Below are 19,460 nucleotides of genomic sequence, written 5' to 3'. Positions count from 1 at the left end.
CCGATTCCGTTATTATTTGCCGCCGGGTAACAACACCGAGTCAGCGACTTTAATACAGACGTCCATAATGACCTTCAGGCCGCCCCCTGCAGCAATATTCGCTGCGCTAATATTGATAATCCCTTGTTGGAGCCAGAGCGTCTTTGCACCGATTGCTACAGCTTCTTCAGCAACTGGTTCACAGAATTCGCTCCTACGGAATACGTTTACGATATCCACCTTTTCCGGGATATCTTTCAAAGATGAATAACAGGGTTCACCTAAGATCTTCGTGCCTGCCACGACAGGGTTCACCGGAATGATCCGGTAACCTCTACGCTGCATGGCTTCAGCTACCATGTAGGAAGTTCGATCAGGCTTTTCTGATAATCCAACAACGGCTATGACATTCGAACTGCGTAGTATTTCACGAATTTCTTCTTGAGACGGGTTCTGATACGCCATTATTCCAAGCACCTCCGGTAATTAAATCAGTTATTAATTCCTATACCCACTCGATTTGTGCGCCGATAGATTGCATATGATCGAAGAAAATAGGATACGATTTCGCCACGTGATGCGCATCCTTGATCCGAAGCGGTACCTTGGCACGCAATCCAACGACAGACAACGCCATAATGACGCGATGGTCATAATGCGCATTAATCTCAACGCCGCCTTCAACACCCTCAGGTCTGCCATGAACGATGATCTCTGCTTGGCGCTCTTCAACATTCGCCCCCGCTTTGCGAAGCTCATTCAAATAATCGGTGATTCGATCACATTCCTTATAGCGTAGATTCTCTACGTTATAGAACCTTGATGTACCTTCGGCGAATACGGCTGCTGCGACCATCGCAAGCACCGCATCCGTTGCGGCATCCCCGTCGAACTCAAGTGCTTTTAACTGCTGATTCCCCTGCACATGAACAATTCCGTTCTCATGCGTAAGCGGCACTTCCATCATGCGGAGGACATCCACAATCGCACGTTCGCCCTGTTTACTATTCTCTGCCAAACGATGAATTTTTACATTGGAATTCGTCACAGCTGCAGCGGCAAGTACGGCGGCAGATCCTGGATAATCCCCTTGTACGATATATTCCTTCGCTAGATATTGCTGACGACCAGGCACTTTATAATGCATCAAATCATCGCTCGCATGAATGACAATGCCAGCTTGTTCCAACACTTCTAAAGTCTGACCAACAACAACCTTTGATTTCAGATCATGCAAGACTTCGATTTCACTGTCTTCTTCCAACATCGGTGTCAGGAACAACAATGCGCTTAGGAATTGCGAGCTAACATTCCCGGATACGGTAATTTTACCGCCTTTCGGATTTCCACCGCGAATCGTAATCGGAAGTTTGCCCTCTTGGTGATCGACTTCAACACCCATTTGCTGCAGCGAATCAATAAGATCATTATGCGGGCGTTTGCCGAGTGAATCCGGGTACGTATTGACAAATGTCACTTCTGGACATAATGCAGCAATAGCCATCAAGAAGCGCAATACTGCGCCAGCATTGCCAACATTCAGTTCACTCACATTCGCAGGACGATTACCAAAGCCAGTTATAACAATCTTGGTCTCATCCTCCTCAATGACAGCACCTAAATCACGAATACAACGACGCATCGCATCACTGTCTTCACTATGAGCTGGGAAATGAATTGTACTCGTCCCGTTCGCAAGAGCTGCAACGAGCAAATAACGCGTCGTATAGTTTTTGGAAGATAGGGCTTGAATCTCTCCTTCAAGCCTCGAAGTTGGGGTTACAATCACGTCCACCTTGATTCACTCCTTCAATAATGTATGTTAAAATAAGGTTCAGATATCATGAAAAGTAATGGGGGACTACCTAATGAACATTGTACAAATTCAACCCGAGGAAGTAAAAGCAAGACTTGAACGCGGTGAATCATTAAATCTGATAGATGTGCGTGAGCCCGAAGAGGTCGCTCAAGGCATGATTGCTGGTGCAGTGCACATCCCACTCGGTCAAATCCCTGATCGCATCGATGAAATTAAGCAGACGGGAGAAATTATTATGATCTGCCGCAGTGGATACCGAAGCGAGAGAGCTTGCGAGTATCTCACTGAACTTGGCCTTGAAGGGCTCAAGAATATGGAAGGCGGCATGCTTGCTTGGAGCCAGCTCTAAGCTTCGAATACCTTATCGATGATGGGCGAGAATGATCCCCACGATCGTATCCACAGACAAATCTGTTGTATCTATCGTCAAATCTGCAAATCGATACGCATCCTTGCGCTGTTCTAGCAGCGTATGTACACGTTCTTCCACACTTCCTTGCAATAACGGTCGATTCGGATCCTGCGACACGCGAGCAATAATGCTGTCTGCATCGGCCGTTAGCGCAATGACTTGTCCACCGGCAAGCATCGCAGTCCGATTCTCTTCACGTAGTACGGAGCCGCCACCTGTCGATACAACAAGACCGTCGCTATGCAATATTTCCTGAATCGCCTCTTGTTCCAATTGACGAAAAATATCCTCACCACGTGAAGCAAATAATTCAGGTATTGAACTTCCTGCCTTCGATTCGATATATGAATCCGTATCAACGAACTTATAGTTCATCATTTCAGCTAGCATTTTCCCTACCGATGACTTCCCAGTACCCATAAAGCCGATAAGAATAAGATTGCGTTTTTTGACATTTTCCAACAGTTTTTCACCTCTAACGCCGAATCTTCTGTGAGCGAAACCTCCCATATCATACCACACTTACGGAAAGATTACATTTGAAACCCAGAAAAGAATGTATAATAACCTTACAAAATGGTGCTTTGTCTTCGAGGTAATTCAGGTACTTTACGGGACCCCCGGAAATTATTAAATTCTAAACGTATAAAAAAGGGTTTTTAATCGTAAAGATGTTAATAGCCTTTTTTTTCCTAATTTTGAGATAGGAGTGAGCCTTCCCATGCAGCTGGAGACATCGAACAAACACAACGTAACGCAACGACTAGATCGAATCTTTGATCCTAATCACTCATTATGCAAGGATGACATTATTTATGTGCTGGAGTTCATTAAAAAAAGGGTGGCTGATAAAGATCCACGATTATTGGATCTATCACAACCACGCCTTTTAGAGAATTTCCAATATTTCGCTGAAGCTGCCACGCTGCTTATTCATCGCCGCACAGGACATGATCAGGAAATCAACCGACTCCGCCAGCTCTTAATGGAAGCCGTACACGGACTGTATCCTCAAGATCGAGAGAGTCGGTCCGAGATTAATCCATCCAGTTGAAGTGGAAAGTACCTTCCATATCAACACGTTTGAACGTGTGCGCACCAAAGTAGTCGCGTTGTGCTTGCAACAGGTTCGCTGGAAGTCTTTCTGTACGATAACTGTCGTAGTATGCTAGTGCGCTGGACATGCCTGGTACCGGAACGCCGTTTGCTACAGCTGCCGATACGACTTGTCTCCATGCATCCTGGTAGTTCTCAACGATATCCTTGAAGTACGAATCAAGAAGCAAGTTCGGAAGATTTGCATCGCGATCGTACGCATCTTTGATGTTCTGTAGGAAACGGGAACGAATAATGCATCCGCCACGGAAGATCATCGCAATGTTGCCGTATTTCAAATCCCAGCCATATTCATCAGAAGCCGCACGCATTTGAGCGAAGCCTTGTGCATACGATACGATTTTACTTGTGAATAATGCTTTGCGAACAGATTCGATAAACGCAGCGCGATCGCCGTCGAATGCCGATACTTTCGGACCATTAAGCACTTTGGAAGCTTGAACGCGTTCTTCTTTCATTGCAGACAAGAAACGGGAGAATACGGATTCCGTAATCATGGAGAGCGGAACGCCGAGATCAAGCGCGCTTTGGCTTGTCCATTTCCCTGTACCTTTTTGGCCTGCAGAGTCAAGAATCACATCTACCATAGGCTTTTTCGTTTCTGGATCATATTTGGAGAAGATATCTGCCGTAATCTCGATCAGATAGCTATCAAGTTCACCTTTGTTCCACTCTGTAAAGATTTCATGCAATTCTTCAGCGCTAACGTGAAGAACGTTCTTGAGAAGATCATATGCTTCACAGATCAATTGCATATCACCATACTCGATGCCGTTGTGCACCATTTTCACATAGTGTCCAGCACCGTCTGGTCCGATATACGTACAGCAAGGGTCGCCATTTACTTTCGCGGAGATCGCTGTAAGAATTGGCTCTACCAATTGATAAGCACTTTCTTGTCCGCCTGGCATAATCGAAGGACCTTTCAACGCGCCTTCCTCACCACCGGATACGCCTGTACCAATGAAGCGGAAACCTTTATCTTCCAATTCTTTGCTGCGACGAACGGTGTCAGGGAAGTAAGCATTTCCTCCATCAATGATGATGTCCCCTTGATCCAAATGTGGAAGAAGTTGTTCGATCGTAGCATCGGTTGCTTTACCTGCTTGTACCATGATCAGAATCTTACGAGGAGTTTCTAGCGATTGTACAAACTCTTCAACGGAATAGGTACCGAATAAGTTCTTGCCTTGCGCCTCTTGTACAAGATCGTCTGTTTTCTCTCTCGAACGATTGTACACGGAGACCGTGAATCCTCTGCTCTCAATGTTTAGCGCGAGGTTTTTCCCCATAACCGCCAAACCAATTACCCCGATTTGCTGTTTCGACATTTGGTTTTCCACCCTTTACCTTTTGTATATGTAGATTTTCTCAATATACCTATTTTACTCTTTTTATATGCAGAAGTGAACCCCTAACTCCATCCTCACACCAAAAACACCCCAACAGCCGTGAGGTGTCTGGATAGCATACAACCCCTACTAGCATTCAAGTTGCAGCATTTCACTGCGCAGGACAAGCAATTTTTCTTTGCACTGCTGTACACATTCATCATCTTCCCGCTCCAACGCTTCATACAAATTTGATAGCTCATAATCAAGCTCCATACGCAATACGCCGATTCGTTCTTCCGCGCGTGTCGATTGGAATGCACGAATCATTTCCTCTGTGGTGACGAGTGGCCGCTTCTGGAAAATAACCCGGTGATCCACACCCGATACTTCGACGAGCAGAATTAACTCCCCAAACAAAATACTCTCGATCAAAATTTGTCGATCCTTAAACCGCTTCACAACCGCATGCCCGCGAGTATCTCCGATCAGGCGCTCCATAAACTCTGACAGCTTCTCATCTTTAATCGTGTAGTTGCCTACAATTTTGTACCGATTCTGAATCCGCTGGAACCGTAGTTTGACCAATTTACGACCTGTACGCACGGAAATGATAAATAATGATTCATTCTCACTCCAATATAAGGAGTAGCCTTCATGAATCAAATCGCGAATCAAATTCTGGATTGTTCTTCGATCGAACCGCAGCTCCAAGTTGCAATATTCCACTTCGTAACTCTTGTTCATGGCAATTCCTCCCTTCATGTGATTGAATCCTCCAGCAAGTCTAGTCTCCATCAGAAAATGTTGACAACTTATGGTTTTACCATATCTTATACGTTATTTTATGTTTCGGTAACTTGGTTTATTGACTATTTTCAAGCCTGATTCTTCATAAAACGAAGAAAAAGCCCCCAAAGGGACTTTCTCAAATGATGTTTATAATGCTCTCTGGGCCGGTCTAAGAATCGATGCTCCGATCGATAGCAGCAGAACCGCGAACAGCAGCAGAATCCCTAGATTCGAGGCTACAGCCATGAGATGCTCCCCATCAGAAAGCTTCATCGCCGCGTCAATCGCCCATTTTTGAGGAACGAAATTAGCAATCTTCTGCATGAAATCCGGCATAATCGCGAGCGGCCAGAAGCAGCCCCCAAGCATGCATGTAGGTGTTACTAGAATATTGTTCACTTGCCCCAAACTCTTCGTATCCCGAACTGTTCCAGCTATCGCACTAGTCATTCCTATCGCTGCGAGCAAGAAACATTCGAGCACAAGGAATAGCGCCAATAATGGAATGCCATTGTAATCATACCCGATCACATAACGCGTGAAGAGCAAGATGACACTAATCTGAATCGAACCGATCGCCGCATTTCCAAGGAAATTCCCTAATGTTATCTCCCAAGCGCGAACCGGAGCACTATATACCCGCTGCATCGTTCGATTTACCCGGTCTTCCATAATAATATGGATACCGCCGCTGCTCATCATTAAGAGGAACATGAGCATGATCCCGATAATCGTATTAAAGTAAGGATTCAAATTATAGTGCCCTGGATCTACGTTCGTCTTAATCGCAGACTGTTCTTGCTGTGTTAGCAGGCGTTCGAGCAACGCTTGATGATCTTGCCCTATCGCAGCATCTGCTGCTCTCGTCTGAACGATAGCCTGCTGCACGCGAGAGATCTCAGCATCGCTATATTGGCGAAGCATGACGGTTGACTTGGTCTGCGTTAGTTCGAATAGCTCTACGTCAGGCAGCTTGCCTTCCCATAGGACTGCTGAGAAATCTCGTGGAATCACGAGAGCCCCACTCGCTTGATGCGCAATGATCTGACGCTTCACCTCCTCCATGCTGTCAACCGGTTCGACCGTGAAGCCCTGTTTGCCTTGCAATCCAGTCACCACATGCTTCCCGAGCTGACCTTGATCCGCATTGTAGTAGATAACTCGGATATTCTCAGCACCCATGGATGCGGTAATTCCAATGATGGCAGAGATGACAGCAACGGGGATGATAATCCGACTGAGTAATGCTTTTCGACTGCCGAGCATACGACGAATGAAGAATCCAGCTATGATTAGGCTATTATTCATAAATGCTCCCTACCCTTCTTGAGAATCGTACTGCCAGAAGAAGCAGCACACCGGCGATGCCCATCAATACGAATAATAAATGCCACGCCGTATTTACATCCACACCCATCATGAATCGAAAAACAGACCCATTTGCCCAATAATTCAAGGTGAACTTCCCTGCACTCTCTAGCTCTCCACCTACGAATACAACCATGCCGCCGCTTAGAAAGGTCATTACGAATACAATGGTTGAATATATCGATTCCACTGCTTTACTGCTCTTCAGAATGCCTGCTAAAGCCGCGGCTAGACTAATCGATGCAATAACCGTGAAGAATACCGTCAGACCAACCCCTAAGAGGTGCTCTCCCCAATCCACGCCATATACGATCCCCGTGAATCCAATAATAATAGCACCTTGCATGATCGACAGGATCGTTGCACCGAGTAATTTGCCCAAGATCACGTGAGAGACAGCTACTGGCGCGGCAATCATCCGTTGGAGCGTCTTGTTCTCTCGTTCCCGCAGCAAGCTAATCGCTGATGACATCCCCCCGAACAACAAGAACATAATGAGCATTGTGCAAGAATAATACTGGAAGGAGCTCGCTTCGTAGAGATTATCCTGCAGCTTGCCGATCTTCACCGCATTTATCGACTCCGCCTTCTGGTTAGAACTATTGGTCGGTGTTCCGTTCACGCCAAGGACTATGGCTGCAGCTTGCGATTGCGTCGTCTGATCTGTAAAAGCTTGCAGCATCATACGTGCCATATCATTCTTGCTCGTGCTCGGTCCTGCGACGTACGTCCACCCTGCTGTACGGCCACCCATGATCTCTGTGGAGAATGTAGCTGGAATGATAAGTCCGCCATCCACTTCACGTGCTTGAATACGATTCTTCAATTCCATCTCGGAATCCACATTCGTTACTTCTAGAATCTCTTGCGTCTTCGTTGATTGGAAGAATTGATGTAAGATCGACTTCATCATGCCTGTATCTTGGTTATATACCGCAAGTTTCACTTGCTCAGGTGTGTATTCATTCGCAGAGAATTGACTCGACAGCGCCGATCCTAATACGAAGATCAATAACAGAGGTAAGACGAACAAGATAAGAAGAACGCTTCGCATCCGTGAAATTTGAAGCAATTCCAGTTTCATGACATGTAGTATGTTACGCATATGATCCTCCCCTCCTAGTCACGCAAGGTACGTCCTGTTAATGATAAGAACAGCGTCTCCAAATTCGGTTCTTCACGCTTGAAAGATATCGGCTTAATCTGATGATTTGACAGAATGAATAGAATATCTTGAAATACCGTATCCGTTGGCTTCAGCATCATCTCTAGTTCATTCCCCAGAACCTCAACACTCAGAATATGCGGGTGCTGGCGAAGTTCAACGAGAACGGAATCTCGCAATGTATCCACGGTAATAAACATTTTCTCATCACGTCCAAGTTGTTCAAGCAGTTCTTCCTTCGTACCGCATGCAATCAGTTTGCCGTGGTCCATAATCCCGACCCGAGTACTGATCGCTTCAACCTCTTCCATATAATGACTCGTGTATATAATCGTAGATCCCATGGCATTGAGCTTCCGAATCGACTCCATGATGTGATTACGAGACTGTGGATCAATCCCTACAGTCGGTTCATCCATAATGATAAGCTCTGGATGATGCATGATGGCACAAGCGATATTCAATCTGCGCTTCATCCCACCCGAGTAGGCCCCCGGCTTATCTCCCGCACGATCTTTCAGCCCGACGAAATCGAGTGCTTCGTCTACCCGCTCACGCAGCAGCTTGCCGCTAAGACCATACAATCGGCCAAAGAATGTCACGTTCTCGCGTGCCGTTAAGGTCTCATAAATCGCTAAGTCTTGCGGCACTAGTCCGATCTTCTTTTTGATATCTATCGTATGCTTGTGGACTGATCGTCCATCGATAAGAATTTCACCTTGATCATAAGGCAAGAGGCCAGTCAGCATATGGATCGTCGTGCTCTTGCCCGCACCGTTCGGTCCTAATAAGCCGAATATTTCACCCTTCTCGATTTTGAGGCTTAAATGGTTCACCGTCACCTTCGTATCATAACGTTTCAACACTTGTTTCAATTCAACAAAACTCATCACCTTATATCCCCTTCCGTTCCATCTCCGTTATGTGGTATGTACTCATTGTAGGAGATATTTCTCGGTCACACACGTCCGATTCGTCATGAAGTTGAGGTGACTAAAGTCATCTCATGACCATGATGGCTTGGTATGGTATACTATTTTCATGATTTTGGACGAAGGGTGTGCCAATATGTTTGCCATTTTATCCTGGATGCGCCATCTCCTCCTCGTCATTCCGGCCATCGGAACGATCTGGTGGGGAGATATCGGATCCCCCGCTGTGTATGTCGCATTCACCCTCATGACGCTGCTGCTAGCTCGTGTGCGATTACTGAAGCTGCAACCATTTGCGTTTATCCTATTCGCAGCAGAAACGGCGCTCTGCACCTATATCAGTCTTCACTACCAAGGCATCACGTTCTTAATGCTGTTATCTCCGTTAGTCGCGTTGTTCGAGCAATCGACACCATGGAAAGATCTGAATCACCAGATCGCTGGTTGTCTTCTCCTGCTAATTGGGTATAACATCACACTAATCCATCAGTCTAGCATGATGGTGTTCGTCGCCAATGTGACATTCCTGCTTACCGCCCTGCTGCTGATCGGCATTCGCATGACTTCGGTTCAGAAGAATGAGGCGGAAACGCTGTACGATCAACTAAGCTTAAGCCATCTGGAGCTCAGCGATGCCCGAACACGACTTGTCCAATACGCGAAGCAGGTGGAGCAATTCGCTCAGCTCGAGGAACGGAATCGGATCTCGAAAGACATCCATGACGATCTTGGACATCGACTTATTCGGCAGAAGATGATGACGGAAGCCATTCTACAGATCTACAAGACGAAGCCCGATCAAGCGATCGCCATGCTCGAACAGGTTCGCGATCAAATGAGCGATTCCATGGAGACGCTTCGCCGGACCGTACGACGTATTGCGCCGCCAATTCAAGATTCCCAGCAATATTCGCTGGATCACTTGATTCAATCGACCCGTGAAACCTTCGGAATTGCCATGGAATACCACGTGGAAGGTCTGCCTTACGCGCTCTATCCTAGCATCGAATATGTACTCTACCGCAATGCGCAAGAAGCCATCACGAATGCGCTTCGCCATGGGGGAGCAACCGAGGTTCACATTCTATTACGTTACGAACCCGATCAGATCCACATGCGGATCAGCAATAATGGGAGCGTGCCAGATTCGGAGCAAATACGGAAAGGAATAGGCATGCGGGGCATGGAAGAACGTGTTCATCTAATCGGAGGACAGCTCCATTGGATTTGCGACGATCACTTCAGCATCATCACGCGTCTGCCGCATTATCCTAAAGAAAGTACCTTATCGGAAGGAGCAACACTATGATTCGAATCCTCCTCGTGGATGACGATGCATTCATCCGTGAGAGCTTGAAGATGATCCTTGATTTACAGCAGGATATTGAGGTCGTCGGTACCTGCGCGAATGGAAATGAGGCACTCGCCTTCATTCAGTCGCATCCCGAAGTCGAACTCGTGCTAATGGATATTCGGATGCCCGAATGCGATGGTGTGCAAGGAACGAAGCTAATCAAGGCACATGCGCCTCATATTGCCGTCCTCATCTTAACGACATTCGATGATGATGATTATATTGTGGAGGCAATTCGCAACGGTGCGGGTGGGTATCTGCTCAAGAACATCCCTCCAGAACGGATTATGGAAGGCATTCGAACTGTACATCGCGGCGACTTGCTCATTCATCCGGATATTGCGAGGAAGCTCGCGACCCTCGTCAGTGAACCTAGACCGAACCCAGCTTCATTGGATCGCAGCGCGAAGCTTGCCCAACACCAGCTATCGAAAGCAGAGCAACAGATCGTGGAACTCATCGCTGCGGGTAAATCCAATAAAGAAATTGCGCAGACGCTCTTCCTTAGCGAAGGTACGGTGAAAAATTATATTTCCGACATCCTTAGCAAATTATCATTAAGAGATCGAACGCAAATTGCAATCTTTTACCTTACATAGGAGGCCTAACCTCATCATGACAAACAATACACAAGCTATGAATACGAATTTTGTTGCAGCGGACTTCGATGTCTTCGCTATTCCTGGGCTAGAAGCGCGTATGAGCGCTTTAATCGAGCGAGTTCGTCCGAAGCTCACGGAGCTTGGCAACCAACTTGCACCCCACCTTACGGCACTCTGCGGAGAAGAGATGTTTCCCCACGTCGCGAAGCATGCAAGACGCACCATCAACCCGCCTAATGATACATGGGTCGCATGGGCGAATAACAAACGCGGCTACAAAGCTCATCCGCATTTTCAAGTCGGCATGTTCGAGTCGCATCTCTTCATTATTTTTGCTGTCATCTATGAGAGTGATAATAAGAAGGTATTCGCGAAGCATCTATCCGAACATCTGCAAGACGTACGTGCAGCAGTCCCGGCGAACTTCTTCTGGTCTCTCGATCATATGAAGCCAGAAGGAACATCGCATGCAGACATGAATGAGGAGGCTTTCGAGACTATCATTCATAAGTTGCAGCACATTCAGAAATCAGAAGTACTCTGCGGCCTACGTATTGATCGCGATAATCCGCTGCTTGCCGACGGAGAGAAGCTGCTCTCGACGATTGAGCATACCTTTGAGCAGTTATTGCCGCTATATCGACTCGCATTCTAATCTTCGCAGTGAATATGAAAAGGCAGCACAGTGACCTCTATCGGACACCGTACTGCCTTATATTTTTGTCGTCAAGCCATCACTTTTGAACGTGGTCTCGAAGTCATATACCAATGAATCCCGAATAATGCGGCTAACACCAAACTGCTGCCGTAGAACGGCGCATGCGTACCTAGAATATCCCACAATCTACCCGATATAATCGGACCAACAACCATCCCTGATCCTTCAATCGTAAGGAAAAATCCCCAGACGGCCCCTCGCTCAGACTTCGGAATTACGGAAGCAATATAAGCATTCCAAGCGGGAACGATCAGTGCGTAACCAATGCCAATGAGACAGACCAAGAGATAGACAAGGAACATCGAGCGTGCAGTCGCGAAGAAGAATAACGTAACGGCCGTTAATCCAAATCCGATGTGCAAGAACCATTTCGTCCCAATCTTATCCACCCATCTTCCCATCGGAATAAGCGCCAGCACGGTAATCCCTCCGCCAATCATCAGCAGGACACTGTACTGTCCTGGCGTGAGGCCAATGACCGTTCGGGCATATAGAGTAATCACCGGTGTAAGTAAGCCGATCGAGAAGGTCTGCAGAAAAAGAGCGACGAAAAATTGCCAGCTTACGTGCAGATTGCGCCGCACCTCTTGCAAGGTCTCTCGTATTTTACCAGACAGATTCTGAACAGACAGCCTCGCGTTGGACTTCAAATTCGGCATGTCCTCTTGCGCATGCAGCTCCTCTGTTTGCTGTCTTCCCGGCAAAAAAAGAGCAACAATCGTGACGACAGCCATACAGAGTAACAAGACTCGAAAAGCAGGTGCATACGACTTAGTAACAAACAAATTAATGACAACAGGTCCCGCTCCGGTTCCACTGAGCCAAGCGAAATAGACAATGCTAAGCACCGTCCCCTGCGCCTTCTCTCCCGCTACCTGTGTCGTGCCTGTAATAACGCATGGCCAGAGCGGAGACGTCCCGATCCCGAGCAATAAGCAGGCGAATACGATTAGAAATAAATTCGAGGTAAAAGCGATGAGCCCCACGGATATGAAGGTGATGATCAATCCCACTAGCATGCTGATTCGGTAGCCTACTCGTTCTGTAATCCAACCTAACGGACTGCGGAATATGTTATCACCGATATATTGAAGCGAGAAGGCCCAGCCAATCGCAAAGGCTGAGAGTCCAAGGACCGTCCCCATATAAATGGGAAGGATCGTGACGAGCAATGCTCCCTTCACAAATTCCACAAGAAATAGAATGACTAGCAATTCAATGACAAATGGGGAGAACAAATGCTCCAGCTTCCCCTTCATCTTCGCCCTTTCCATATCCAACCAACTCCTCCTTCAACTTCGTCTTCCTTTTCAAGTCCGCAGGCACACCTATTTCTTTAGTGTGGCCCAAGATGATGGAAAAATTGCACATTGTCCATGAAATCTTCCAAATATCCACTAATAAATTGCTTGCATTCCCCCACGTTTTTGTTATACTTCTCCTTGTTTGTTTATTAATTCGAGAAAGTTGGGATGAAAGAATGGATCATTCACGTACACCTTTGTTCACTGCTCTTCGGCAGCATGCTGCGAGCAATCCCGTTCAGTTTCACATCCCAGGCCATAAAAAAGGAGCCGGCTCTGATCAAGAATTCCGTGAATTTATCGGCGATAACGCCTTTTCTATAGACTTGATTAATATTGCTCCCCTAGATGACCTGCATCAGCCGACTGGCGTAATTGAAGAGGCACAGAAGCTTGCTGCTGACGCCTTCGGTTCGGACTATACCTTGTTCTCTGTCCAAGGAACAAGCGGCGCGATCATGACGATGATCATGTCAGTCTGTTCGCCAGGCGATAAGATTATCGTCCCACGCAACGTTCACAAATCGATTATGTCCGCCATCATCTTCTCTGGCGCTCGTCCGGTCTTTATCTCTCCGGCACGTGACGAGAATCTCGGAATCGATCATGGTATCACGACGCGGTCCGTTCGCCGGGCATTGACGAAACACCCGGATGCCAAGGCTGTTCTGGTCATTAACCCGACGTATTACGGCATCTGTGCCGACTTGAAAGAAATCGTTGATCTAGCGCATTCCTTCCACGTACCTGTTCTTGTCGATGAGGCACATGGTGTACTAATTCATTTCCATGAGGATCTGCCAATGTCTGCGATGCAAGCAGGCGCTGATATGGCAGCGACAAGCGTGCACAAGCTGGGCGGCTCTATGACGCAGAGTTCGGTGCTTAATGTGAATACGAAGAACGGCTATATTAATCAGCAGCGTGTACAGACGATTATCAGTATGTTGACGACGACGTCGACATCCTATATCCTGCTCGCTTCATTAGATACATCCCGTCGCAATCTAGCTCTTAACGGACATGCGATTGCAGAAGAAGCTATTCGACTCGCGCAGTATGCCCGTACAGTAATCAATTCGATACCTGGCCTCTATTGCTTCGGTGATGAGATCCTAGGCGACGAAGCGACGTATAACTACGATCCGACGAAAGTCACGATCCACGTTCGCCATCTTGGCATGACTGGCTATGAAGCGGAGAACTGGCTGCGCGAGCATTACAATCTCGAAGTAGAGCTCAGTGATATGTACAACATTCTGTGTCTGGTAACACCAGGGGACAGACAGGAAACGGTAGATACGCTCCTCCGAGCGCTTCGTGAAATGTCAGAAGCCTTCTACAACATGAATGAAGTGAAAGAAGTGGTCGTGAAGATCCCTGAGATCCCGCACCTCTCCTTGACACCGCGTGAAGCGTTCTACGCAGATACGGAAGTGATTCCATTCAAGGAATCCGCAGGACGTATCATCGCGGAATTCATCTACGTCTATCCGCCAGGCATCCCGATTCTATTGCCAGGTGAAGTGATCTCGCAAGAGAACATTAATTACATCATGGATCATGTCGAAGTCGGGTTACCGGTCAAAGGACCAGAAGACCGCAGTATTAAGAACGTGAAAGTTATTGTCGAGACAGAAGCGATTTTCTAATCAATAAAAAAGGACCACCCTTGAGTTCAGATTGAACTCAAGGGTGGTCCTTTCGTTATATGGCGCAAATGATGCCGAATGTCAAATTATCGCGGTTCATAAATCACACTCTGATCCTGAAGTGCTTCGATGACATGCTCCATCATCTCCACACTCGCAGCTATATTGTGCTCATCAAGCTTCTTGATACGTTCACGATACGTGAGCTTAGCGTTATGGTCTTTGATGCGCAGTCGAATTTCCGCACTGGGATACTCAATGAGCCTGTCGTGAAGCTGTTCGTGCTTCAGTACAGACCGGAGTATGCTAGGGTGGGTTGAACTGCCCTTAAACAGCTTAGCCAGTGCAGCATTAGGCATCGTTGTCGGCCTTAATCGCTGCAGCCAGAAACCGATCCGCTTCGCTGAAAACAAAGAGAATTCCAGCTTACGACGTGGTCGATAGGTGTATACGATTTCTAACGTATCGGACGAACCTGCATTATTCCCCGATTCGATAATGATCACCTGCATCTCCCCTGCCCCTTTGCGGGCGTTGACCATCACATGCTGCGGTGTGTAGTTGAAGCCTTTCAAGGAGGAGGCATGATAGGTTCCATGACTGGTATGCGCATATTGACGGAGAACCCCCGTACTCTTCGGCTCCCACCACTTCTTACGAACGAAGTCCTTCTTCGAATTACTCGTCATCCGAATCCTCCTCCTTCCTGTGCCTCTTCACCACGGGGAGACGTCCCGCCTCTCTTAGTGCTTCACGCAGCAAATATTCCATATGACCATTTACGCTTCGAAATTCATCCGCTGCCCAGCGCTCCAAAGCCTCGTATATGGTCGGATCAAGGCGTAGAGGAAAACTCTTCTTCTTACCTGCCATGGTAACGGATTACTCCTTTAGTACAGCGAGCTCGTATTGATCACCGGCTGGGCAGACCGATCCGACACAACCGCGACGAGTAAATTGTTAATCATCGCAGCTTTACGCTCTTCATCCAGCTCCACAGCACCATCCGCCTCTAAGCGCTGAATTGCCATTTGAACCATGGTTACAGCACCCTCAACGATTTTCTCACGTGCAGCGATGATTGCTGATGCCTGCTGGCGCTGCAACATTGCACTTGCGATTTCCGTTGAATAGGCAAGGTGCGTTAGTCGAGATTCAATCACGTTAACCCCTGCAATGGCAAGACGATTCTGAAGTTCTGTGCTGAGCTCCATCGCGATCTCTTCCGCGTTGCTGCGCAGCGAGAAGCCTGCTCCATCCGCACCGTCATAAGGATATTTACTCGCAACATGGCGTAACGCTGTCTCACTCTGAATTTCGACGAACGTCTCATATTCATCCACTTCGAACAGCGCTTTCGCCGAATCCAACACGGAGAATACGACAACAGCTGCGATCTCAATCGGATTCCCTTCCACATCGTTAACCTTTAACTTAGCGCTATTAAAATTGCGAACACGCAAGGATACTTTCTTGTGAGATGAGAAAGGAACCGTCATATAGAAACCACTCTGACGAATGACACCTAAATATTGACCGAAAAAGGTAATGACATTCGCTTGATTCGGCTGCACGATCGTTAGCCCTGTCAACAAGATGACGGCGATCACTTCAAGCACGACCCCTAATGCAATCAAAAGACCATTCGAAGCACTGCCACCCGCAATAAGGACATACACACCTGCCCCGATGGCCACAAGCGCCAGCAGTAATCCCCAAAAGCCATTCACGTTAGCACTCTTCTTCTCCTGAAACATACAACTCACTCCTTAATATCTCTAAGATATCTTTATGATATCACTTTTAACTAATATTGTAAATTAATATTTATATCCGATAGTCGTCACAACACAAAAAACCTAGCTTCGACCATCAGATGGTAGAAGCTAGGTTCTCTGGATTTACCTATACGTGCGCCATTATTCGCTTGGTGTCGTCTTCTTCAAATACGCTCTCCACGTAATACACCATTTCTCTGGGTCATCAAAGCTCGAATCCTCGATACGGTGCACCGTACTGCGCGTTGGCGCGTTCTTCACAATCTCGGGATTACTGTACGCTTCGTCCGAGATCTGTTGGAGGGCATTAATGTATTCATCCAAATCCTCTTTCGAATAAGATTCGGTAGGCTCCAGCGTGAATGGCTGCGGCACGACATAGGGATGATGACTAGTCCAGTAGTGAAGACCGAAGTCACACATCCGGCGGGTTACGTCCTCTGTCGTTACGCCTGTCTCCTGCGTCATTTGCTCCCAGCTATAACGAACCTGCTCTAAGCGGTTCCCTTTCACGTATGGAGCTGATGCACCGCGGATTTTAAGGATTTTGTGATACAAGTAATTATTATTCAGCACGGCTGTATGTGCCACCTGACGCAAGCCTTCGGCGCCTAGGCTGCGAACCCATGCATAGGAGCGAAGCACCGTCTGTGCGACCCCGTGGAAGCTGCGGACTTTACCAATGCTTAAGTCGCCGACTTCCTTCAGATCATAGCTCGTGCCATCGTATTCCACGATCGGCCCCGGTAGGAACGGAATAAGTGTATCCACAACACCGAGCGCGCCCGTCGCCGGCCCACCGCACATATGCGGTGCTGCAAACGTCTTATGCAAATTGAAAAAGCACATATCGAAGCCCGCTTCCTTCGCGCGTGTTACGCCGAGAAGTCCGTTCGCATTCGCCTGATCGTAGTAGCAAATCCCTCCCGCTTCATGAACAAGGTCAGTGAACTCTTTGATCCGTGGATTATAGATGCCTGTATCCTCTGGATTCGCTACGACGAAGCCTGCTGTGCGGCTCGAGATCACTTTCTTCAGCTCTTCAATGTTCGGGAAGCCATCCGCATCCGGATACAATGTAATGATCTTATAGCCTTTCACGACCGCTGTTGCCGCTTGAGACGGATGCGAGAAGATCGTCGTAATGATCTCGTTACGCTGTTCGCCTTCGCCCCTGGAATCATGATAAGCGCGCACGATCGAAGCCATAGCGAGCAAAGCTTGTGTTCCACTGCTTGGTTGGAATGTGAATTTATCCATCCCGGAGATTTCTCGCATCGCGAGATCCAGCTTGTAGAAGACTTCCAGAATCCCTTGCGAATTGCTTACATCTTGTAACGGATGTAGATCCATGATTTTCGGCGTCCGAATCATCATCTCATTCACTCGCGGGATGTATTTCATCGTACATGTCCCTTGGCCGATCTCCACATTGAAGTCGGAGCCCATCGTCTCTTGGGATAGTCTAAGATAGTGACGAAGCACTTTCGCCTGACCAATCTCCGGAAGGGCTGGAGGCGTCGTGCGTTTCATTCCATCCGGAATGCGAGAAATGCCATCACCTACGGTAGATTCAATCGCCGCTTCTGCTTGCGGAACCTCAACACCGCGTTCACCCGGCTTATGAAGCTCGAATATGATCGGCTCATCCCATTTCGCTTGATGGAAATTTCTCACCTTATGATCTCTAACGATCCGTTTCATACCGATTCCACCTCTTCCTTCACGACGCACGCTCTCTGAATGGCTGCAGCAAGCGTCTCTAATTCTTCCTTCGCATGTACTTCCGTCACACAATACAATGCACATTGACCGAGTTCAGGGAAATCTTCGGATAGATCTTTACCGCCTTGAATACCATCAGCTAGCAATTGACGATGAATCTCACGAACCGTCTTGCCTGTACCGTTGAAGTCAACGACGAACTCTTTGAAGAAGGTCGATTGCAGGCGAATCTCTACGCCATCGATTCCTGCGAGCAGTTCGGCCGCATATTGCGATTTCTGCATGATTGTCTGACCGAGCTCTTGCATCCCGTAAGGGCCGAGCAATGCAAGGTAGACCCCCGCAGTAATCCCCCATAGTGCCGTCTGTGTACCGACGGACTCTTTGCCCTTCTCACGATGTGCGAAGGACGTACGATCATAGGCAACGTCCCCGAATCCATATTCGCCTTCTACTATCGTCGGTGCAATCCCGAACAGACGGGACGGGTATTCCATAACGAATTTCTCTTCATCACGTGTTGCAATAAATCCAGCCTGACCGCCGCCATAGTTCATATGCATCCCTAATGGCTGAAGATCACCACAGATAATATCTGCGCCGTATTGACTTGGCGGCTTCAAGACGCCGAGCGAGCTCGGATCAACACCGACGACGCATAACGCGCCAGCCGCATGGGCGATGTCCGCGATCGCTTGACCTTGCGACTCGATCGTACCGAGGAACGTCGGGTTCTCGAAGTAGACCGCCGCCGTATTCCCATTGACTTTGGACTTCAAGTCTTCCAGATCGAGCTCCCCTGATGGGTCGTTAAAATCAACAAGCTGATAGGATAATTGCGGTGTAATATAATTCGCGATAATCATGAGCTTATCACGATCGATGGTCGCAGGAAGCAAGACTTCCGTGCGTCCCGTAATCCGAGACGCCATGCGCAGCGATGTCGATGCGGCTTGCGCCCAGTCGAACGTCGGTACATTCACAACATCCATATCGACGAGCTCTGCCACCAAGCTCTGGTATTCGAATAGAGATTGGAAACGGCCCTTATCTTCATAAGGCTCGCCTGCGTAGGCCGTTACAAATTCCGAGCGCTGATTAATCTCATCACATACCGCAGGGATGAAATGCTGCCAGCATCCCGCACCAAGGAAGTTGATCGTCTCATTCGCACTCTTGTTCTTCTGGAGCAGCTTATCGATCTCCCGCTTTAATTCGAACTCGGATAATGCAGGAGGCATATCCATTAAGCGATCCATTTTGATGGCATCGGGAATAATATCATATAAGTCCTCAATCCGTTCGACACCGATCTCATCGAGCATCTGACGCTGTACCTCAGGAATCATATTCGGAATATAGGGATGTACACTTGCTTTTCTACGCGTTTCCATGCGATCACCTCATTCGTTA

General features: G+C 47.7%; 20 protein-coding genes. 6 read left to right on the top strand and 14 right to left on the bottom strand.

The window, feature by feature from the left end; translation table 11 throughout:
- Positions 1-12: 12 nt before the first annotated feature.
- Both ACFQZR_RS03285 and aroA read right to left on the bottom strand, forming a co-directional pair.
- Complete coding sequence (locus tag ACFQZR_RS03285) at positions 13-444, bottom strand: CoA-binding protein (protein ID WP_379342824.1); 432 nt, start codon at positions 442-444, stop codon at positions 13-15.
- A gap of 40 nt (positions 445-484) precedes the next feature.
- The gene (gene aroA, locus ACFQZR_RS03280; protein ID WP_379342822.1) at positions 485-1,774 is read right to left on the bottom strand and encodes a 3-phosphoshikimate 1-carboxyvinyltransferase; all 1,290 of its coding nucleotides are present in this window, start codon (positions 1,772-1,774) and stop codon (positions 485-487) included.
- A 73-nt stretch (positions 1,775-1,847) separates the two neighbouring features.
- On the opposite strand from aroA, the gene ACFQZR_RS03275 reads away from it, so the two are divergent.
- Positions 1,848-2,147, top strand: a complete 300-nt coding sequence (locus ACFQZR_RS03275) for a rhodanese-like domain-containing protein (protein WP_379342820.1) — start codon at positions 1,848-1,850, stop codon at positions 2,145-2,147.
- 12 nt (positions 2,148-2,159) lie between these two features.
- On the opposite strand, the gene ACFQZR_RS03270 is transcribed toward ACFQZR_RS03275, so the two are convergent.
- Positions 2,160-2,672, bottom strand: a complete 513-nt coding sequence (locus tag ACFQZR_RS03270; RefSeq protein ID WP_379342818.1) for a shikimate kinase — start codon at positions 2,670-2,672, stop codon at positions 2,160-2,162.
- Positions 2,673-2,931: 259 nt separating this feature from the next.
- Here ACFQZR_RS03270 and ACFQZR_RS03265 point away from each other — a divergent pair, with 259 nt between their 5' ends.
- Complete coding sequence (locus ACFQZR_RS03265) at positions 2,932-3,264, top strand: hypothetical protein (protein ID WP_379342816.1); 333 nt, start codon at positions 2,932-2,934, stop codon at positions 3,262-3,264.
- On the opposite strand, the gene gndA is transcribed toward ACFQZR_RS03265, so the two are convergent.
- From gndA to ACFQZR_RS03240, 5 genes are all read right to left on the bottom strand, one after another.
- Positions 3,248-4,657: an NADP-dependent phosphogluconate dehydrogenase gene (gene gndA / locus ACFQZR_RS03260; RefSeq protein WP_018756597.1), complete on the bottom strand. Its 1,410-nt coding sequence runs from the start codon at positions 4,655-4,657 to the stop codon at positions 3,248-3,250. The two genes, ACFQZR_RS03265 and gndA, sit on opposite strands and share 17 nt — an antisense overlap.
- Positions 4,658-4,807: 150 nt before the next feature.
- The gene (locus ACFQZR_RS03255; protein WP_379342813.1) at positions 4,808-5,404 is read right to left on the bottom strand and encodes a hypothetical protein; all 597 of its coding nucleotides are present in this window, start codon (positions 5,402-5,404) and stop codon (positions 4,808-4,810) included.
- Between the two features lie 192 nt (positions 5,405-5,596).
- Positions 5,597-6,757 carry an ABC transporter permease gene (locus ACFQZR_RS03250; RefSeq protein ID WP_379342811.1) on the bottom strand — a complete coding sequence of 387 codons (1,161 nt, stop codon included), beginning with the start codon at positions 6,755-6,757 and terminating at the stop codon, positions 5,597-5,599.
- A complete protein-coding gene (locus tag ACFQZR_RS03245; RefSeq protein WP_379342809.1) occupies positions 6,750-7,922 on the bottom strand; it encodes an ABC transporter permease in 1,173 nt (390 codons plus the stop codon). Before ACFQZR_RS03245 ends, ACFQZR_RS03250 begins: the two co-directional genes overlap by 8 nt.
- A 14-nt stretch (positions 7,923-7,936) precedes the next feature.
- Positions 7,937-8,872, bottom strand: coding sequence for an ABC transporter ATP-binding protein (locus ACFQZR_RS03240; protein WP_379342806.1), 936 nt, complete (start codon positions 8,870-8,872; stop codon positions 7,937-7,939).
- A 199-nt stretch (positions 8,873-9,071) separates the two neighbouring features.
- Here ACFQZR_RS03240 and ACFQZR_RS03235 point away from each other — a divergent pair, with 199 nt between their 5' ends.
- From ACFQZR_RS03235 to ACFQZR_RS03225, 3 genes are read left to right on the top strand one after another with little or no spacing between them, the layout of a single operon-like run.
- Positions 9,072-10,223, top strand: a complete 1,152-nt coding sequence (locus tag ACFQZR_RS03235) for a sensor histidine kinase (protein WP_379342804.1) — start codon at positions 9,072-9,074, stop codon at positions 10,221-10,223.
- Complete coding sequence (locus ACFQZR_RS03230) at positions 10,220-10,867, top strand: response regulator transcription factor (RefSeq protein ID WP_379342802.1); 648 nt, start codon at positions 10,220-10,222, stop codon at positions 10,865-10,867. The genes ACFQZR_RS03235 and ACFQZR_RS03230 overlap by 4 nt, the downstream gene beginning before the upstream one ends.
- 16 nt (positions 10,868-10,883) lie before the next feature.
- Positions 10,884-11,525 carry a DUF1054 domain-containing protein gene (locus tag ACFQZR_RS03225; protein WP_379342800.1) on the top strand — a complete coding sequence of 214 codons (642 nt, stop codon included), beginning with the start codon at positions 10,884-10,886 and terminating at the stop codon, positions 11,523-11,525.
- Positions 11,526-11,596: 71 nt separating this feature from the next.
- Here the strand turns inward: ACFQZR_RS03225 and ACFQZR_RS03220 are convergent, their stop codons facing one another.
- On the bottom strand, positions 11,597-12,862 hold the full coding sequence (locus ACFQZR_RS03220) for an MFS transporter (RefSeq protein WP_379343783.1): 1,266 nt from the start codon (positions 12,860-12,862) through the stop codon (positions 11,597-11,599).
- A gap of 206 nt (positions 12,863-13,068) precedes the next feature.
- Here ACFQZR_RS03220 and ACFQZR_RS03215 point away from each other — a divergent pair, with 206 nt between their 5' ends.
- Positions 13,069-14,544: an aminotransferase class I/II-fold pyridoxal phosphate-dependent enzyme gene (locus ACFQZR_RS03215; RefSeq protein WP_379342798.1), complete on the top strand. Its 1,476-nt coding sequence runs from the start codon at positions 13,069-13,071 to the stop codon at positions 14,542-14,544.
- Positions 14,545-14,630: 86 nt separating this feature from the next.
- On the opposite strand, the gene ACFQZR_RS03210 is transcribed toward ACFQZR_RS03215, so the two are convergent.
- The 5 genes from ACFQZR_RS03210 to gcvPA all read right to left on the bottom strand — a co-directional run bounded on the left by ACFQZR_RS03210 (position 14,631) and on the right by gcvPA (position 19,441).
- Positions 14,631-15,233: a hypothetical protein gene (locus ACFQZR_RS03210; protein WP_379342796.1), complete on the bottom strand. Its 603-nt coding sequence runs from the start codon at positions 15,231-15,233 to the stop codon at positions 14,631-14,633.
- A complete protein-coding gene (locus ACFQZR_RS03205) occupies positions 15,223-15,417 on the bottom strand; it encodes a type II toxin-antitoxin system antitoxin (RefSeq protein WP_018756608.1) in 195 nt (64 codons plus the stop codon). Before ACFQZR_RS03205 ends, ACFQZR_RS03210 begins: the two co-directional genes overlap by 11 nt.
- Before the next feature lie 17 nt (positions 15,418-15,434).
- Complete coding sequence (locus ACFQZR_RS03200; protein WP_379342794.1) at positions 15,435-16,301, bottom strand: SPFH domain-containing protein; 867 nt, start codon at positions 16,299-16,301, stop codon at positions 15,435-15,437.
- Between the two features lie 162 nt (positions 16,302-16,463).
- Positions 16,464-18,026: an aminomethyl-transferring glycine dehydrogenase subunit GcvPB gene (gcvPB, locus tag ACFQZR_RS03195; RefSeq protein WP_379342792.1), complete on the bottom strand. Its 1,563-nt coding sequence runs from the start codon at positions 18,024-18,026 to the stop codon at positions 16,464-16,466.
- Positions 18,023-19,441 carry an aminomethyl-transferring glycine dehydrogenase subunit GcvPA gene (gcvPA, locus tag ACFQZR_RS03190; protein ID WP_379342790.1) on the bottom strand — a complete coding sequence of 473 codons (1,419 nt, stop codon included), beginning with the start codon at positions 19,439-19,441 and terminating at the stop codon, positions 18,023-18,025. The genes gcvPB and gcvPA overlap by 4 nt, the downstream gene beginning before the upstream one ends.
- Positions 19,442-19,460 lie beyond the last annotated feature (19 nt).

Origin of the sequence: Paenibacillus sp. GCM10027629 (assembly GCF_042676425.1) — a bacterium.
In the GTDB taxonomy this organism is placed as follows: Bacteria; Bacillota; Bacilli; order Paenibacillales; family Paenibacillaceae; genus Paenibacillus_K; species Paenibacillus_K terrigena.
Note: the sequence above shows the minus strand (reverse complement) of the source record. Positions and strands in the feature narration are given on the sequence as shown.

Bases quoted from the DNA above. Each gene is read 5' to 3' on its own strand.
- ACFQZR_RS03250 (WP_379342811.1), bottom strand. From the start codon at position 6,757: ATGAATAATAGCCTAATCATAGCTGGATTCTTCATTCGTCGTATGCTC.
- ACFQZR_RS03215 (WP_379342798.1), top strand. From the start codon at position 13,069: ATGGATCATTCACGTACACCTTTGTTCACTGCTCTTCGGCAGCATGCT.
- ACFQZR_RS03240 (WP_379342806.1), bottom strand. From the start codon at position 8,872: ATGAGTTTTGTTGAATTGAAACAAGTGTTGAAACGTTATGATACGAAG.
- ACFQZR_RS03235 (WP_379342804.1), top strand. From the start codon at position 9,072: ATGCGCCATCTCCTCCTCGTCATTCCGGCCATCGGAACGATCTGGTGG.
- ACFQZR_RS03230 (WP_379342802.1), top strand. From the start codon at position 10,220: ATGATTCGAATCCTCCTCGTGGATGACGATGCATTCATCCGTGAGAGC.
- ACFQZR_RS03225 (WP_379342800.1), top strand. From the start codon at position 10,884: ATGACAAACAATACACAAGCTATGAATACGAATTTTGTTGCAGCGGAC.
- ACFQZR_RS03275 (WP_379342820.1), top strand. From the start codon at position 1,848: ATGAACATTGTACAAATTCAACCCGAGGAAGTAAAAGCAAGACTTGAA.
- gcvPA (WP_379342790.1), bottom strand. From the start codon at position 19,441: ATGGAAACGCGTAGAAAAGCAAGTGTACATCCCTATATTCCGAATATG.
- ACFQZR_RS03200 (WP_379342794.1), bottom strand. From the start codon at position 16,301: ATGTTTCAGGAGAAGAAGAGTGCTAACGTGAATGGCTTTTGGGGATTA.
- ACFQZR_RS03265 (WP_379342816.1), top strand. From the start codon at position 2,932: ATGCAGCTGGAGACATCGAACAAACACAACGTAACGCAACGACTAGAT.
- ACFQZR_RS03210 (WP_379342796.1), bottom strand. From the start codon at position 15,233: ATGACGAGTAATTCGAAGAAGGACTTCGTTCGTAAGAAGTGGTGGGAG.
- ACFQZR_RS03255 (WP_379342813.1), bottom strand. From the start codon at position 5,404: ATGAACAAGAGTTACGAAGTGGAATATTGCAACTTGGAGCTGCGGTTC.
- gndA (WP_018756597.1), bottom strand. From the start codon at position 4,657: ATGTCGAAACAGCAAATCGGGGTAATTGGTTTGGCGGTTATGGGGAAA.
- ACFQZR_RS03205 (WP_018756608.1), bottom strand. From the start codon at position 15,417: ATGGCAGGTAAGAAGAAGAGTTTTCCTCTACGCCTTGATCCGACCATA.
- ACFQZR_RS03285 (WP_379342824.1), bottom strand. From the start codon at position 444: ATGGCGTATCAGAACCCGTCTCAAGAAGAAATTCGTGAAATACTACGC.
- ACFQZR_RS03245 (WP_379342809.1), bottom strand. From the start codon at position 7,922: ATGCGTAACATACTACATGTCATGAAACTGGAATTGCTTCAAATTTCA.
- gcvPB (WP_379342792.1), bottom strand. From the start codon at position 18,026: ATGAAACGGATCGTTAGAGATCATAAGGTGAGAAATTTCCATCAAGCG.
- ACFQZR_RS03220 (WP_379343783.1), bottom strand. From the start codon at position 12,862: ATGGAAAGGGCGAAGATGAAGGGGAAGCTGGAGCATTTGTTCTCCCCA.